We start from the raw sequence: 14,675 nt of genomic DNA, 5'->3' as shown, positions 1-14,675 counted from the left end.
GCAATCAGTAAGTCCGGACCTTGGGCGGGAACGCCTCACGGGTCTTGGGTGACATGTTGACAGCGCGACGGGTCATGGACTCGGTGTCCGGATGATAGAGGCTGTGGCACAGCCAGTTTTCGTCGTCGCGATCCGGGAAGTCGAAGCGGCAGTGGGCGCCCCGGCTCTCGGTGCGGAAGTTCGCCGCCACCGCGGTGGCAAACGCCGTTTCCATCAGGTTGTCCAGCTCCAGGCACTCGATGCGCTGGGTGTTGAACTCCCTGGAGGTGTCGTCCAGACGGGCGGACTTGAGGCGCTCACGAATGACCTTGAGCTCCTCGAGCCCTTCGGCCATGGCATCCCCTTCACGGAACACGGAGAAGTTGTTCTGCATGCAGCGCTGCAGGTCCTTGCGGATCTGCACCGGATCTTCGCCACTGCGGGTATTTTCCCAGCGGTTGAAGCGGGCCAGGGCGGCATCGAGATCAGACTCGGAGGCATCGCGACCGTGATCCATCTCGCCCAGGGTGTTGACCAGGTGCATGCCGGCGGCACGACCGAACACCACCAGATCCAGCAGGGAGTTGCCGCCGAGGCGGTTGGCACCGTGCACGGACACGCAGGCGATCTCCCCTACCGCGAACAGACCGACCACCGGCACGTCGTTGCCGTTCTTGTCCTGGGTCAGGCACTGGCCGTTCACGTTGGTCGGCACGCCGCCCATCATGTAGTGGCAGGTCGGGATGATGGGGATGGGCTCTTTGACCGGATCCACGTGGGCAAAGGTGCGAGAGAGCTCGCAGATGCCCGGTAGGCGGGATTCGAGTACGTCCTTGCCCAGGTGATCCAGCTTGAGCTTGATGTGCGGGCCCCAGGGACCGTCGCAGCCGCGGCCTTCGCGGATCTCGATCATGATGGAGCGGGCCACCACGTCGCGACCGGCGAGATCCTTGGCGTTCGGCGCATAACGCTCCATGAAGCGCTCGCCGTCCTTGTTCAGCAGGTAGCCGCCTTCACCGCGGCACCCTTCGGTCACCAGCACCCCTGCCCCGGCGATGCCGGTGGGGTGGAACTGCCACATTTCCATGTCCTGCACGCCGACCCCGGCGCGCAGCGCCATGCCGACGCCGTCACCTGTGTTGATGTGGGCGTTGGTGGTGGACTGATAGATGCGACCGGCGCCGCCGGTGGCGAGCACAGTGGCCTTGGCCTTGAAGTAGACGACCTCGCCACTCTCCATGTCGATGGCGGTGCAACCCACCACGTGGCCGTCCTGGTTCTTCACCAGATCCAGGGCATACCACTCGGAGAAGACGGTGGTCTGGTTCTTGACGTTCTGCTGATAAAGCGTGTGCAGCAGGGCGTGGCCGGTACGGTCGGCCGCCGCCGCGGTACGGGCGGCCTGCTCACCGCCGAAGTTCTTGGACTGACCGCCGAAGGGACGCTGGTAGACGGTACCGTTGTCAAAGCGGGAGAAGGGCAGGCCCATGTTCTCCAGTTCATAGATGGCCTCGGGGCCGGTCTTGCACATGTACTCGATGGCTTCCTGATCACCGATGTAATCGGAGCCCTTGACAGTGTCGTACATGTGCCACTGCCAGTTGTCGTCGTGGGCATTGCCCAGGGCGACCGTGATCCCGCCCTGGGCGGAGACCGTGTGGGAACGAGTCGGGAAAACCTTGGAAAGCAGTGCGCAGCTCTTGCCGGATTGGGCAATCTGCAGCGCGGCGCGCATGCCGGCACCACCGGCACCGATCACGACCGCATCAAATTCACGAGTTGGAATAGTCACCTTACACACCCCACAGCACGACGAAACCCGTCATCACATAGACAAACAGCACCACCACCAGCACGAACTGCAGCGCACCGCGCAGCCCGACCGGCTTGATATAGTCGGTCAGTACCTGCCACAGACCGATCCAGGCGTGGATCAATACGCACAGGAGCGTCAGCAGGGTGAAGACCTTGGTGAAGGTGTTGGCGAAGAAGCCGGTCCACACCTCGTAGGTGATGTCGTTGAACGCGACGAAACCCACCAGATAGAGGACGTAGCACGTCATGATGAGGGCGGTAGCGCGGATCAGAATGTAATCGTGAACGCCGCTGCGCCCGAAAGTTGCAGAATTGGTTACCATACCAGCACCCCCGCCAATACCGCCAAAACCGCGGTGATCACGAAGGCCACACGGGCGCTCTGATTACCGGATTCCAGCTCTTCCCAATAGCCCATGTCCATGACCAGGTGACGCAGACCGCCCACGATGTGGTAGGCCAGCGCGGTCAGGATCCCCCACAGCACGAACTTGACCAGGACGTTGTCCATGATGGCAACGACAGATTCAAATCCTTCGGGAGAGGCGAGTGAAGTACCAAGCATCCACAGCAAGATGGCCAATGCCACAAAGGTGATGACCCCTGAGACACGGTGCAAGATGGAAGCGATGGCGGTGACAGGAAAGCTGATCGTCTGTAGGTCGAGGTTTACAGGTCTCTGTTTGTTTTTCACGGCTTTGCCCACTCAGCTCCATTGAGCACGTTAGTTATTGTTTTCACACGCTTTGAGGGCTAGGAGTGGCATTTGTTAGGTTTTTGTTACCAAAACAACTCAGGAAAGCCAAAAATAACATTTTAGATATCACATCTGGCTTTGCGAAAGCGTTTCAAACACCGACGACCATCACCCACGTGGCGCAGTATATCGGCGGCCTTAACCAATGACAATCAAATAGCTACACAGAAAATCCAAAACCGTAAACCAGATCCCACAACAGCTTTAACAAGTCATTAATGATCTTCCAGCAAAATTGACAAAGCTGTGGTTCTCTGGTTCAAATAGGGCGCTCCAGCCGCCGTGGTACGGGTAAGAACCTTTGCCAGCGTCATGAAAGTCGTAATAAAGTAGGGCTGGAACCAAATTATAAAAGAGCAAAGGAGACGTGCTATGGCTGATAAGATAGCCACCTTACATCTGCCCGGAAAAGAGCCGGTTGAACTACCGATCCTGTCCGGTACCGTTGGACCCGATGTGATCGATGTCAGAAAGCTGGGCGCGCAAGGGTACTTCACCTTCGACCCCGGATTCATGGCCACCGGTTCTTGCAAATCCTCCATCACCTACATCGATGGCGACCAGGGTGTCTTGCTGCACCGCGGTTACCCCATCGCCCAGTTGGCCACCCAGGCCAGCTACCTCGAAGTCTGCTACATCCTGCTGTACGGCGAAGCCCCCACCAAGACCCAATACGCGGAGTTTGAGCGTCTGGTGACTCGCCACACCATGGTGCACGAGCAGATCGCCTTCTTCTTCCGTGGCTTCCGTCGCGACGCCCACCCCATGGCCGTCATGTGCGGTGTGGTCAGCGCGCTGTCCGCCTTCTATCACGATGCCCTCGACATCAACAACGAGGAGCATCGCGAGATCTGTGCCTTCCGTCTGCTCTCCAAGATGCCGACCCTGGCCGCCATGTGTTACAAGTACTCCATCGGCCAGCCCTTCATGCAGCCGCGCAACGCCCTCTCCTATGCAGGCAACTTCCTGCACATGATGTTTGGCGTGCCGACCGAAGAGTACAAGGTCAACCCCATCGTCGAACGCGCCATGGACCGCATCTTCACCCTGCATGCGGATCACGAGCAGAACGCCTCTACCTCCACCGTGCGTCTGGCCGGCTCCTCCGGTGCCAACCCGTTCGCCTGTATCGCCGCGGGGATCGCCTCCCTGTGGGGTCCGGCCCACGGCGGTGCCAACGAAGCCTGCCTCAAGATGCTCGAGGAGATTGGCTCCGTGGATCGCATCCCCGAGTATATCGGCCGCGCCAAGGACAAGAACGACCCCTTCCGCCTGATGGGCTTCGGCCACCGGGTCTACAAGAACCACGACCCCCGTGCCACCGTGATGCGCGAAACCTGCCACGAGGTACTGACCGAGCTGCAGATCAAGGATCCGCTGCTGGACGTGGCCATGGAGCTGGAGCGCATCGCGCTGTCCGACCCCTACTTCATCGAGAAGAAGCTCTACCCGAACGTGGACTTCTACTCCGGCATCATCATGAAGGCCATCGGCATCCCCATGTCCATGTTCACCGTGATCTTTGCCATCTCCCGTACCATCGGCTGGATTGCCCACTGGAACGAGATGCACTCCGACCCGGACCAGAAGATCGGCCGCCCGCGCCAGCTCTACACCGGTCTGCCGCAACGCGAGTTCACCCCACTCGACCAACGCTGATCCGGCGTACCGACATGGTTTGTTACAAAGGCGGTCATTGACCGCCTTTTTATTTGCCGCTTTAATCGCGCCCTTTCGCACCAAGGAGAGACCCTGATGAAAGCCCCCCTGCTACTCTGTTCCACCCTGTTGCTCAGCGCCTGCCAGAGCACCCCGACCACCGAGACCCTCTATGTCCAGGACAAGCTCGCCGACTGCATCGGTGTCGCCCCCATGAAATGCATGCAGGTGCGCGGCCAGCCCGGCGAGAGCTGGAGCCTCTTCTATCAGCAGATCGAGGGCTTCACCTTCGAGCCCGGCTACCGTTATCAGCTGGAAGTCACCAAGGAGCAGCTGACCGATGTGCCGGCGGATGCCTCCTCTCTGCGCTACCGACTGATCAAGGTGGTGAGCAAGGAAGCCGTTCGCTGAACCTATAAGGGCGTCATATAACCCATTCCTGTTCAACTAATCAGCACCTTATGCTAGTCTGGCGTCCCGTCATGGATTGACCCACCGCAATAGCGCCACAGGTTATGATTAACATCCGCACCATAGGGATCCCCGACTGGCCAGCCATCATGGCCATCCAGCACCAGTGTTATCACCTGTTCGATCCCGAGCCCCTCGAGGTGATGCAGAACAAGACCGAGCTGGCCCCGGCCTGCTGCTGGGTCGCCGAGCACAGGGGCAAGGTGCAGGGCTACCTGCTCTGCCACCCCTGGCGTGCCCACGAGCCCCCGCCCCTCTCGGTGCCCATGCAGGGACTGGCTGGTGACGAGGAGTTCTATCTGCACGATCTCGCCGTCGCCCCCGAGGCGCGCGGCATAGGGGTGGGTCAACGCCTGCTCGCCACGGCGCTGGATTTCGCGAGCCGAGAGGGTTACCGCCATGCGGGTCTGGTGGCGGTACAGGATGCCCCGGCCTTCTGGCGCAGACAGGGCTTTATGCCCGCCGCCACGGAGAAGTCGCTGGCAGAGTATGGGGAGGGCGCAGTCTATATGCGCCTGCCCCTGGCCGAGCCGTGCTGAGCGTGCTGATGGCAAAAAACCAATAAAAAAGGCGCCTTTCGGCGCCTTTTTCCATCTCGACTCGGTGAGCATCAAGCCTTGAACTTGCTGAACACCAGGGAGGCGTTGGTACCGCCGAAGCCGAAGCTGTTGGACATGACGGTATTGAGGTCAGCCTCTTCGTACTCGCGCACTATGGGCAGGCCCACCGCCTTCTCGTCCAGGTTCTCGATGTTGATGCTGGGGGCGATGAAGCCGTGTTCCATCATCAGCAGGGAGTAGACGGCCTCGTGCACGCCGGCGGCGCCCAGGGCGTGCCCGGTCATCGCCTTGGTGGCGGAGAGCTTGGGCGCATCCGCACCGAACAGGGTCTGGATGGCTTCCAGCTCCTTGGTATCGCCAACCGGGGTGGAGGTACCGTGGGTGTTGATGTAGTCCACCTTGCCGACACCCTGCATCGCCATCTTCATGCAACGCACCGCGCCTTCACCGCTCGGGGCCACCATGTCGTAGCCATCGGAAGTGGCGCCGTAGCCGGTGATCTCGGCATAGATGTGGGCACCGCGGGCCAGGGCGTGTTCCAGCTCCTCGACCACCAGGATGCCACCACCACCGGAGATGACGAAGCCGTCGCGATCCGCATCATAGGTGCGTGACGCTTTTTCCGGGTTGTCGTTGTACTTGGTGGAGAGGGCGCCCATGGCGTCGAACTGGATGGTGGAAGACCAGTCCAGCTCCTCGCCGCCGCCGGCGAAGACGATGTCCTGCTTGCCGAGCTGGATCAGTTCCAGGGCGTGACCGATGCAGTGGGCAGAGGTGGCGCAGGCGGAGCTGATGGTGTAGTTGACACCCTTGATCTTGAACGGGGTGGCGAGGCAGGCGGAGGTGGTGGAGGACATGGTGCGCGGCACCATGTAGGGCCCCACGCGCTTGACCCCCTTCTCACGGGCGATGTCCGCGGACTCCGAGGTGTTCTTGCCGGAGGCGCCGCCGGAACCGGTGACGATGCCGGTGCGCTCGTTGGAGACCATCTCCTCCGGCAGGCCCGCATCTTCGATGGCCTGCTGCATGGAGAGGTAGGCGTAGGCCGCGGCGTCACCCATGAAACGCATGACTTTACGGTCGATCAGTTCAGACGGTTCGAGTTTGATGTTACCCCAGACACGGCTGCGCAGGTTGTACTGTTCAAACTGCTCGGAATAGGTGATGCCGGATTTGCCTGCTTTCAGGGAGGCCAGCACCTCTTCCTTGTTGTTGCCGATACTGGAGATGACGCCGATACCGGTGATCACTGCTCTTCTCATTAATTCATCTCGTCTGGAAAAACTGGCACCGAGTCTACCCGCTTTCGGCTGCCAAACTGGTCTGCTTTCACGTAGAATGCCCGCGATTTTGTGACGCGAGCAGAGGAAAACGTGAGTCAAACATCCTTACAACATGCCCGATTGGACTGGAATGAAGCGGGAACTCCAGTCTCCAGTGAGTTCGGGGATGTGTACTTTTCCAATGATAACGGTCTAAGTGAAACCCGCTACGTCTTTTTGCAGCAAAATCGGCTGCCGGAACGATTTTCGCATCACGATAGTGACAATTTCGTGATTGGTGAAACAGGTTTCGGCACGGGTCTTAACTTTCTGGCGACAATGGCGGCCTTTCTGGAGCAGGCGCCTCCCTCGGGCAAGGGCTCCCGGCTGCACTTCATCAGCTTCGAGAAATTCCCCCTTGCCCAGGACGATCTGCGCAAGGCCCTGGCGGCCTGGCCCGAGCTCGCGCACCTTAGCCAGCCGCTCATCGCCCAGTGGCCCCTGCCGGTATCGGGCTGCCACCGCCTGCTGTTTGCGGGCGGCCGCATCCGCCTCGACCTCTGGTTTGGCGACATCAAGGAGATGCTGCCCCAGGTGCCCCATCCGGCAGACGGTCTGGTGGACGCCTGGTATCTGGATGGCTTCTCCCCCGCCAAGAATCCCGAGATGTGGACCCAGGCGCTGTTCGACGGACTGGCCCGTCTCGCCCGCCCCGACGCCACTCTCTCCACCTTTACCTGTGCCGGCTTCGTGCGCCGCGGGCTGATCGCCGCGGGCTTTGCCATGAAGAAGGTGAAGGGCCACGGCAGCAAGCGGGAGATGCTGGCGGGCGCGCGGGAGGGCAAGTCCCCCGAGCAGAGCCTGGCCCCCTGGTATGCCAGGCCCGCCGGTCGGGACGGCGAGGTGCTGATCATCGGCGGCGGCATCGCCTCGGCCATGACGGCGCTCTCCCTGGTGGAGCGGGGCCGCAGGGTGACCCTATTGTGCCAGGATGGCGAGCCGGCAACCGGCGCCTCTGGCAACCGCCAGGGGGCCCTCTACCCCCTGCTCAACGGCGAACACGATGCGCTCTCACGCTTCTATTCCCTCGCCTTCGGCTTTGCCAGAAACCGGCTGCTGGCACTCGCACAGCGCCATCCGGTCGCGTTCGACCTGTGCGGTGTGGTACAGCTCGGCTATGACGACAAGTCCGCCGCCAAGCTCGCCAAGATGAGCCAGGGCCCCTTCCCCCCCGAGATGATGCACCCACTCTCGGCAGCGGAGGTTGAGCAGGTGGTCGGCCTGCCCTGCGGCGCGGGTGGCGTCGGCTATCCCCTGGGGGGCTGGCTCTGTCCGGCGGAGCTCACCCGCGCCGCCATCGAGGAGGCGCAGGCCAGCGGGCTGCTGGAAGTGGTGTTCAATGCCGCTGTGACCAGCATTGCCGAGGAGGACGATGGCTGGCACCTGGAGAGCCGGGATGGCCGCCAGTGGCACGCCCCCAATCTGGTGGTGGCGGCCGGGCATCAGTTGCCAGCCCTGCTCCCCTTTGCCGAACTGCCGCTCTATCCGGTGCGCGGCCAGGTGAGCCATGTGCCGACCACGGCCAGCTTGAGCCTCCTCAAGACGGTGCTCTGCTACGACGGCTACCTCACTCCGGCCCAGGGTGGCGCGCACTGCATCGGCGCCAGCTATGGCCGCAACCAGACCGATCTGGCGTATCGTCCCGAGGAGCAGGCCCAGAACCGGGACAGGCTGCTGGCCTGCCTGCCGGGCGAGACCTGGCCAAACGAGGTGGATGTGAGCGGCGGCGAGGCCAGGGTGGGGGTGCGCTGCGCCAGCCGGGATCACCTGCCGGTGGCGGGGCCCGTCGCCAGACTGGCGGCGTTGGCGGATCACTATCCGAAGGCACCTTGCGATCAGCAGAGTGCCCCCGCCCTGCCCCTGTATCCCGGCCTCTATGTGCTGGGCGCATTGGGTTCACGGGGTCTCTGCTCGGCCCCCCTGTGCGGGGAGCTGATCGCCGGCGAGATCTGCGGCGAGCCGCTGCCGCTGTCGACCGATCTGCTGGAGGCGCTGCATCCCGCCCGCTACTGGGTGCGCCGGCTGCTCAAGGGCAAGCCCCTGCGCGATCCGGCATCCTGAGCAGGGCCGGACCTCAGACAAAACGGGCTGCCCCTCTGGGCAGCCCGTTTTTGTTGTCCACCGACCCTGTTCAGGGTCGCTCTGGCCAGATGACCCCGAGCTTGCGCCCCCCATCGGTCTGCCTGGCCAGGGTGGCGAACCGCTCGCGGGTCGCCTCCAGCACCTCCTGCCCCGCCCGCCAGCCCTGATGCTGCAAGGCGGCACAGTCCTTGGTCACCGGCAACTGGGCGAGGCGCGTGCCGAGCTGGCTGACGCTCTCGAGCAGGATGTCCTTGTGACGACTCTCGTAGTCGAACATGGCCGCCACCAGCTTGTCCCACTTCTGGCGCTCCTTCGCGGGCGCCCTGGCCTTGTCCATCCAGTTCGGCACCCTGACCCTGATCCTGGCCGTCACGCTGGCCCGATCCAGCTCGCAGCGCGCCACCGCAGACCTCGTCTGCAACTGCCAGGAGAGCTGATAGCTAGCCCTGCCGATGTGGCCGTCCGCCTGGGCGGGGGACAAGGCGGTGATCTGACGCATCACGGCGGCCACATCGGCACCGGACACCCGGTAGAACTGGAAGTCGACCTTGATGTCAGGCGCCACCCGAATGCCTTCGTAATGGGATGGCACTGCACCGATCGACGCGGCATACATGAGGGTCGCCATCACCCCTGTCTTGCTAAAGAGTCCCATCTGCCCGCGACCTTGCCCCTTGTGAGTCCCAGCTTAATTTCAATTAATAATCAATGAATTAATAGTCAGATTGGGAGATTAACCGCGATCCCGGGCGCTGTCACCTGCTGTCGGCAGCGGGATGGTACAAAGGTGGGAAATATCACCCCGGTCGGGCGGGGATTTGCAGGCGAGATCACAGGCAGCCACCTAACCCGTGGTGAAATACTCCTTATGAGGTAATAATTCTGGCGTTTTTGTTGGCCCGTGTCGATGTAACCAGCACAACCCCCGGTTATCCCGTGACAGGCCCGGCATCACTTCACTCTCAGGAACCTGCATATGATGGAACTCCTTATTGGCACCCTGGTCACCCTGGCCGTGGGTCGCTACATCTTCAAGGGCTACTCGGCCACCGGAGTATTGCTCAGCGGCGGCCTGCTGCTGCTGGTCATCACCGCCCTGATGGGCAAGGCGGTGCTGCCCGCCAGCGTCACTTCCACCGGTCACGCGGCCACCGACGTGTTCGAGTACGTGCGCTTCCTGCTGGTGGACAGGGGCGGTGGTCTCGGCATGCTCATCATGGTGCTGTGTGGCTTCGCCGGCTACATGAGCCACATCGGCGCCAACACCATACTGGTGAAGCTGGCCAGCAAGCCGCTCGGCGTCATCAAGTCCCCCTACATCCTGCTGGTAGCCGCCTACCTGGTGGCCTGCGCCATGTCGCTCGCGGTGAGCTCCGCCACCGGCCTCGGGGTGCTGCTGATGGCCACCCTGTTCCCGCTGATGGTCAACATGGGGATCTCCCGCGGCGCCGCGGCGGCGGTGTGCGCCTCCCCGGCCGCCATCATCCTCTCCCCCACCTCGGGGGACGTGGTGCTGGCCGCCCAGGCCGCCAACATGGAGCTCATCGACTTCGCCTTCAAGCTGACCCTGCCCATCTCCCTCACCGCCATCGCCGCCATGGCGGTGACCCACTTCTTCTGGCAGCGCTATCTGGATGGGAAGTCCGGCGAACACAACGCGCCGGTCGCCCCGAGCGATCTCGTCACCGATGCCCCCGGCTTCTACGCCATCCTGCCCTTCACCCCCATCATCGGCGTGCTGCTGTTTGACGGCAAGCTGGGACCCAAGCTCGAGATCGTCACCATCATCGTCATCTGCCTGGTGCTGACCGCCCTGCTGGAGCTGGCGCGCAAGCGCAACGGCCGCGAGTTGCTGGACGGGCTGCAGGTGTGCTGGCGCAGCATGGCCGACGCTTTCGCCGGCGTGGTGATGCTGCTGGTGGGAGCCGGGGTCTTCGCCCAGGGGCTGATGGGGCTCGGCTTCATCGCCAACCTGCTGGATCTGGCCCAGAGCTTTGGCACCGGCGGCATCGTCATCATGCTGATGCTGGTGGTCATCACCACCCTGGCTGCCTTCACCACGGGCTCGGGCAATGCCCCCTTCTACGCCTTCGTGGAGCTCATTCCCCATCTCGCCACCAGCCTCGGGGTCAATCCCGCCTACCTGGTGATCCCCATGCTGCAGGCCTCGAACCTGGGCCGCACCATCTCGCCGGTTTCCGGGGTGGTGGTCGCCTGTGCGGGCATGGGCAACCTGTCGCCGTTCGAGGTGGTCAAGCGCACCTCGTTGCCGGTCGCGGTCGGCCTGCTGGTGGTGATCCTCGCCACCCAGATCATGGTACCTGCCTGACTGGTCGCCAGCCCGGCACCCGCCGGGCTGGCATCCCCCCCGCCCCATGCAGTAGACTCGGTGCTCTTTTTCTCTAGGGAGGACCGAAATGAGTATTACGGTTCAACTTGCCCACTTCAGCGACTGCCACTCCCACTTCGACGGCGCCCCCATGCGCTTCTCCCCCGTCGGCGAGTCCGAGTGGCGCACCCAGTGTGGCGGCTACGCCCGCATCCTGAGCAGGCTCACCACCCTGCGCCAACAGGCCGAAGCGGCCGGCCAGACCTGCCTCTTCCTGCACGGCGGCGACACCTTCCAGGGCTCCCTCTATTTCAACCGCTTCAAGGGGCGGGCCAACGCCGATCTGCTCGCCTTGCTGCGGCCGGATGCCATGGTGATCGGCAACCACGAGTTCGATCTCGGCAACGGTCCCCTGGTGGAGTTCCTGCGCCAGCTCGACTTCCCTGTGCTGGCGGCCAACCTCGACAGTCGCCAGGAGCCCGCCGATGCACCCCTGCGGCTACAGGGGCTGCCGAGGCTCCATGACGCCAGCCGCCCCTGGCACAGGCGCGTCATCGACGGCGTTCCCTTCGCCCTGCTCGGCATCACGCTGCCGCAGATGGCGGCCATCGCGAATCCGGATCCCCACACCCGCTTCCACGGCATCGAGGAGACCCTGGACGCCGCACTCGGCGAGATCAGGGCCGAGGGGATCCAGCACATCATCTTGCTGAGCCACCTGGGACTTGAGCAGGACAGGCGGCTGGCCGAGCGCTTCCCGGCCCTCAGCCTCATCGTCGGTGGCCACACCCACAGCCTGCTGGGGGATCTGGCCCCCCTCGGGCTCGAGAGCGAGGGGGAATACCCCTTGATGGTCAACGACGTCGCCATCCTGCACGCCGCCCACAGCGCCCTCTGCCTCGGGGTGTGCGAGCTGGCGTTTGACGAGCACGGCCGTGTGAGGCGAAGCCGCGGCCGGCTGGAGTGGCTGCCCTGGCAGCCCTGGCCGTTCGACTCCAAGCCCCCCGCAGGGCTGCACTTCTGTGAGCCGGCCCCCGAGATAGAGCAGCATCTGGCCAGGCGCTATCGCCCCGAGCTCGAGACCATGACCCAGCGCGTGGTGACTCGGCTCGACGGACCCCTGCACCATCAGCGCCTGCCCGATACGACCCTGCCCGCCGGCAGCCAGGTGGCGCCCCTGGTGGCGCAGGCCATGCTGACCGCCGCCCGCGAGCAGGTGGGGCAGGTGGACTTCGCCCTGCACAACGCCGGCGGCGTGCGCTGTTCCCTCGAACCCGGGCCGCTCAGCGAAGCGGACATCGCCGGTCGCCTGCTGCCCTTTGCCATCCCCCTCACCCTCTACCGGGTGCACGGTCACGAGCTGGCGGAGGCGCTGGAGGGGGCCATCGACAACGCCACCAACAACGGCGTGGTCGGCAACGGCAGCGGCAGCTTCCCCTACACCGCCGGGGTGCGCTTCTGCTATCGGGCCGACAGGCCGAAAGGGAGCCGGATCACCCGCCTCGAATGGGAGGCGAGCCCTGGCCAGTGGCAAGGGATCGAGCCACAGGCCATCTACCGCGGCGTATCCAGCGCCTACACCGCCTCCGGCAAGGAGGGTTACACGGCGCTGGCACGCACCCTGACCCAGCACAATCAGGAGCTCGGCATCACATTGGCGGATGCCTTCATCCGCTGGGCCCGTCACCTGCCCGAGCTCGCCCCCCTGCCGGCGCTGGTGGAGTACCAGGGCCACTGAACCGGGGCCGGGCCTCGGGTCCGGCCCCCTGTCACCGTCCGTCGGCAACCAGACCACGGGGGGCGACTGGCGAATGTGCCGGGCGCCAGCGCTTTCCTGCCTCATGCGGCTCGGCAAGGCCAGGGCAAGCCCCGCCTTTCTTGTGCGTGACGGCACTGAAAACGTTACTTTTGCGAATTATTTCAGGCGCCTACTCTTCTTCCATTGCATCGTGCCGCCCGGCTCGGCAAGATAAGCCCGCTTTTTCAGTCTTTCCCGCAGGAACAGGTCACCCATGAATCACGCCATCCACTTTACCCCGCAACGCCACAATCCCGGGATCCGGCCGCTGGTTGTCCTGCTCACCGCCCTGATGGCGTTGCTGTTCTGCCTGCGCAATCCGCTGTTTCACGCCATGGCGCCGGGCTTCGATGCCTCCCTGTTTGCGGTCATGGGCAAGATGTGGAGCGAGGGGGGCGTGCTCTATCGGGACATGATCGACATCAAGGGCCCCATGATCTTCGCCCTCGATGCCCTCGGCTACTCCCTGGGCGGCTTCTTCGGGATCTGGCTGCTGGAGTGGGCGCTCTGCTGGCTGGGGCTGCTCGCGAGCTGGCAGGCCTTCGCCCAGCTCGGCCTCTCCCTGCGCGCGCGCCTTGGCAGCATGCTGGCGCTGCTGGCGCTCTACGGCACCCGCTACTACTACGGCAACATGACCGAGGACTGGACGTTCCATCTGGCCCTCATCGCCCAGTGGGCCTTCATCACCCTGCTGCTGGACAAGCGATTCAGCTGGGGACCGGCCCTGGTGGCCGCGCTCACCTTCGCCGTCGTGGCCTGGATGCGCACCAACAACGGCGCCTTCTGGGGCGCCTGGTATCTGGTGCTGTTCTGCCACTGGTGCCTGCGCGAGCAGTGGCGCTGCGCCTTCGCCCTGCTCTTCTCCAGCCTGCTGGGACTGGCAGTGATCGGCGGCCCGTTGCTCGCCTACTTCCAGCACCATGGCCTCTTGGCCGAGTTCCAGTACTACGCCTTCGGCATCTTCTTCGAGGGCAGCTACGGCAACGGCTTCTCGCCGGAGGTGGGGGCCGTCGGCCTGCTGCGCACCGGCCTCGTCATGCTGCTGCCAGCCTTCATTCTGCTGATGATGAGCCGGCGCCAGGAGTGGTATCTGCCTGTCCTGTGCGCCACCCTGTTCGGCGTGCTGTTCACCCTGGTCGCCAACTCGGTCTCCGGCCATGTGTTCGACCACTACGACGTGCTCTATCTGCAGCTTGGCCTGTTGCCGCTGGCCTGCCTGCTGGATCGCAGCGAACAGCACTCCGATGCCCTGGGCCTGCTCTGCATCTCCCTGGTGGTGCTGACCGCCAGCTGGCTCTTGGCCCAGCAGCTCGGCTACGGCTGGAGCACCAAGGAGTGGTCCCTGGAGCGGGTGCGCGAGGTGCTCGGCAACAGCCTGCTGTGGGCCCTGCCGGTGCTGATCCTGGTGCCGCTCTGGCGCGCCTGGGACGTGCGCAGCGCCACCCCCTGGCTCGCCTCGCTTGCCATGCTGGCGCTGCTGGTCAACAACGCCTGGGAGGGCAACCTCAAGGGCAGGCCGTTCAATCCGCCGGCCCAGGTGCGGGTCGACCGCATCAAGGCCGAAACCGGACCAACCGACAAGATCTGGGTGGACGGCATCCAGCCGCAATATTACCTCTGGACCGATCGCCAGCCGGCCTCCGCCTATCTGTTCTTTGCCAACGTCAACCCGCCCTATGACGTGCGCGAACGGGTGCTGGCCGACATCCAGCGCCAGTCGCCCAAGTTCATCATCGCCAAGCCGGAGCGGGTGGCACAAGAGCTCAAAGAGCCGAGCTCCCCTTCCCATCTCGCCTTCTACCAGTATCTGGTGGGCCGGTATGAAGAGGTGGATCCAGGCCTCTATCGCAGGCGCTGAACAGACACCCTGCACCGATAAATATCAGATAAGGGCCGTCATCAT

12 protein-coding genes are annotated in these 14,675 nt (G+C 63.7%); 7 read left to right on the top strand and 5 right to left on the bottom strand.

Going from position 1 to position 14,675, the window contains the following annotated elements; genetic code table 11:
• Positions 1-4: 4 nt before the first annotated feature.
• From sdhA to sdhC, 3 genes are read right to left on the bottom strand one after another with little or no spacing between them, the layout of a single operon-like run.
• Positions 5-1,771 (bottom strand): succinate dehydrogenase flavoprotein subunit, encoded by a 1,767-nt coding sequence (sdhA, locus tag BN1132_RS04635; RefSeq protein WP_042075436.1) that lies wholly within the window; start codon positions 1,769-1,771, stop codon positions 5-7.
• A 1-nt stretch (position 1,772) separates the two neighbouring features.
• Positions 1,773-2,117, bottom strand: coding sequence for a succinate dehydrogenase, hydrophobic membrane anchor protein (gene sdhD / locus BN1132_RS04630; RefSeq protein WP_042075434.1), 345 nt, complete (start codon positions 2,115-2,117; stop codon positions 1,773-1,775).
• Positions 2,111-2,500, bottom strand: coding sequence for a succinate dehydrogenase cytochrome b556 subunit (gene sdhC, locus BN1132_RS04625; RefSeq protein WP_042075432.1), 390 nt, complete (start codon positions 2,498-2,500; stop codon positions 2,111-2,113). Before sdhC ends, sdhD begins: the two co-directional genes overlap by 7 nt.
• 423 nt (positions 2,501-2,923) lie before the next feature.
• Between sdhC and BN1132_RS04620 the strand changes: the two genes are divergently transcribed.
• The 3 genes from BN1132_RS04620 to BN1132_RS04610 all read left to right on the top strand — a co-directional run bounded on the left by BN1132_RS04620 (position 2,924) and on the right by BN1132_RS04610 (position 5,220).
• Positions 2,924-4,210, top strand: a complete 1,287-nt coding sequence (locus BN1132_RS04620; protein WP_042075430.1) for a citrate synthase — start codon at positions 2,924-2,926, stop codon at positions 4,208-4,210.
• Between the two features lie 96 nt (positions 4,211-4,306).
• Positions 4,307-4,621 (top strand): DUF4377 domain-containing protein, encoded by a 315-nt coding sequence (locus tag BN1132_RS04615; RefSeq protein WP_042075428.1) that lies wholly within the window; start codon positions 4,307-4,309, stop codon positions 4,619-4,621.
• A 104-nt stretch (positions 4,622-4,725) separates the two neighbouring features.
• Positions 4,726-5,220: a GNAT family N-acetyltransferase gene (locus tag BN1132_RS04610; RefSeq protein WP_042075426.1), complete on the top strand. Its 495-nt coding sequence runs from the start codon at positions 4,726-4,728 to the stop codon at positions 5,218-5,220.
• Between the two features lie 71 nt (positions 5,221-5,291).
• Here BN1132_RS04610 and fabB read toward each other — a convergent pair whose 3' ends face one another.
• Positions 5,292-6,503 carry a beta-ketoacyl-ACP synthase I gene (gene fabB / locus BN1132_RS04605; protein ID WP_042075423.1) on the bottom strand — a complete coding sequence of 404 codons (1,212 nt, stop codon included), beginning with the start codon at positions 6,501-6,503 and terminating at the stop codon, positions 5,292-5,294.
• Between the two features lie 90 nt (positions 6,504-6,593).
• On the opposite strand from fabB, the gene mnmC reads away from it, so the two are divergent.
• A complete protein-coding gene (mnmC, locus tag BN1132_RS04600) occupies positions 6,594-8,624 on the top strand; it encodes a bifunctional tRNA (5-methylaminomethyl-2-thiouridine)(34)-methyltransferase MnmC2/FAD-dependent 5-carboxymethylaminomethyl-2-thiouridine(34) oxidoreductase MnmC1 (protein ID WP_209428949.1) in 2,031 nt (676 codons plus the stop codon).
• A 70-nt stretch (positions 8,625-8,694) separates the two neighbouring features.
• Here mnmC and BN1132_RS04595 read toward each other — a convergent pair whose 3' ends face one another.
• Entirely contained in the window at positions 8,695-9,300 is a 606-nt protein-coding gene (locus BN1132_RS04595; RefSeq protein ID WP_042075419.1) for a DUF922 domain-containing protein, read from the bottom strand.
• 321 nt (positions 9,301-9,621) lie between these two features.
• On the opposite strand from BN1132_RS04595, the gene dcuC reads away from it, so the two are divergent.
• The 3 genes from dcuC to BN1132_RS04580 all read left to right on the top strand — a co-directional run bounded on the left by dcuC (position 9,622) and on the right by BN1132_RS04580 (position 14,630).
• Positions 9,622-10,974, top strand: coding sequence for an anaerobic C4-dicarboxylate transporter DcuC (gene dcuC, locus BN1132_RS04590; RefSeq protein ID WP_042075417.1), 1,353 nt, complete (start codon positions 9,622-9,624; stop codon positions 10,972-10,974).
• Between the two features lie 88 nt (positions 10,975-11,062).
• Positions 11,063-12,712: a bifunctional metallophosphatase/5'-nucleotidase gene (locus tag BN1132_RS04585; protein WP_042075414.1), complete on the top strand. Its 1,650-nt coding sequence runs from the start codon at positions 11,063-11,065 to the stop codon at positions 12,710-12,712.
• A gap of 274 nt (positions 12,713-12,986) precedes the next feature.
• Positions 12,987-14,630 (top strand): hypothetical protein, encoded by a 1,644-nt coding sequence (locus BN1132_RS04580; protein ID WP_042075411.1) that lies wholly within the window; start codon positions 12,987-12,989, stop codon positions 14,628-14,630.
• Positions 14,631-14,675 lie beyond the last annotated feature (45 nt).

Source organism: Aeromonas sanarellii (assembly GCF_000820085.1).
GTDB classification, from domain to species: domain Bacteria; phylum Pseudomonadota; class Gammaproteobacteria; order Enterobacterales; family Aeromonadaceae; genus Aeromonas; species Aeromonas sanarellii.
Note: the sequence above shows the minus strand (reverse complement) of the source record. Positions and strands in the feature narration are given on the sequence as shown.

Coding starts and splice junctions, on each gene's coding strand:
- sdhD (WP_042075434.1), bottom strand. CDS start 2,117: ATGGTAACCAATTCTGCAACTTTCGGGCGCAGCGGCGTTCACGATTAC.
- BN1132_RS04620 (WP_042075430.1), top strand. CDS start 2,924: ATGGCTGATAAGATAGCCACCTTACATCTGCCCGGAAAAGAGCCGGTT.
- BN1132_RS04615 (WP_042075428.1), top strand. CDS start 4,307: ATGAAAGCCCCCCTGCTACTCTGTTCCACCCTGTTGCTCAGCGCCTGC.
- BN1132_RS04610 (WP_042075426.1), top strand. CDS start 4,726: ATGATTAACATCCGCACCATAGGGATCCCCGACTGGCCAGCCATCATG.
- fabB (WP_042075423.1), bottom strand. CDS start 6,503: ATGAGAAGAGCAGTGATCACCGGTATCGGCGTCATCTCCAGTATCGGC.
- BN1132_RS04595 (WP_042075419.1), bottom strand. CDS start 9,300: ATGGGACTCTTTAGCAAGACAGGGGTGATGGCGACCCTCATGTATGCC.
- dcuC (WP_042075417.1), top strand. CDS start 9,622: ATGATGGAACTCCTTATTGGCACCCTGGTCACCCTGGCCGTGGGTCGC.
- BN1132_RS04585 (WP_042075414.1), top strand. CDS start 11,063: ATGAGTATTACGGTTCAACTTGCCCACTTCAGCGACTGCCACTCCCAC.
- BN1132_RS04580 (WP_042075411.1), top strand. CDS start 12,987: ATGAATCACGCCATCCACTTTACCCCGCAACGCCACAATCCCGGGATC.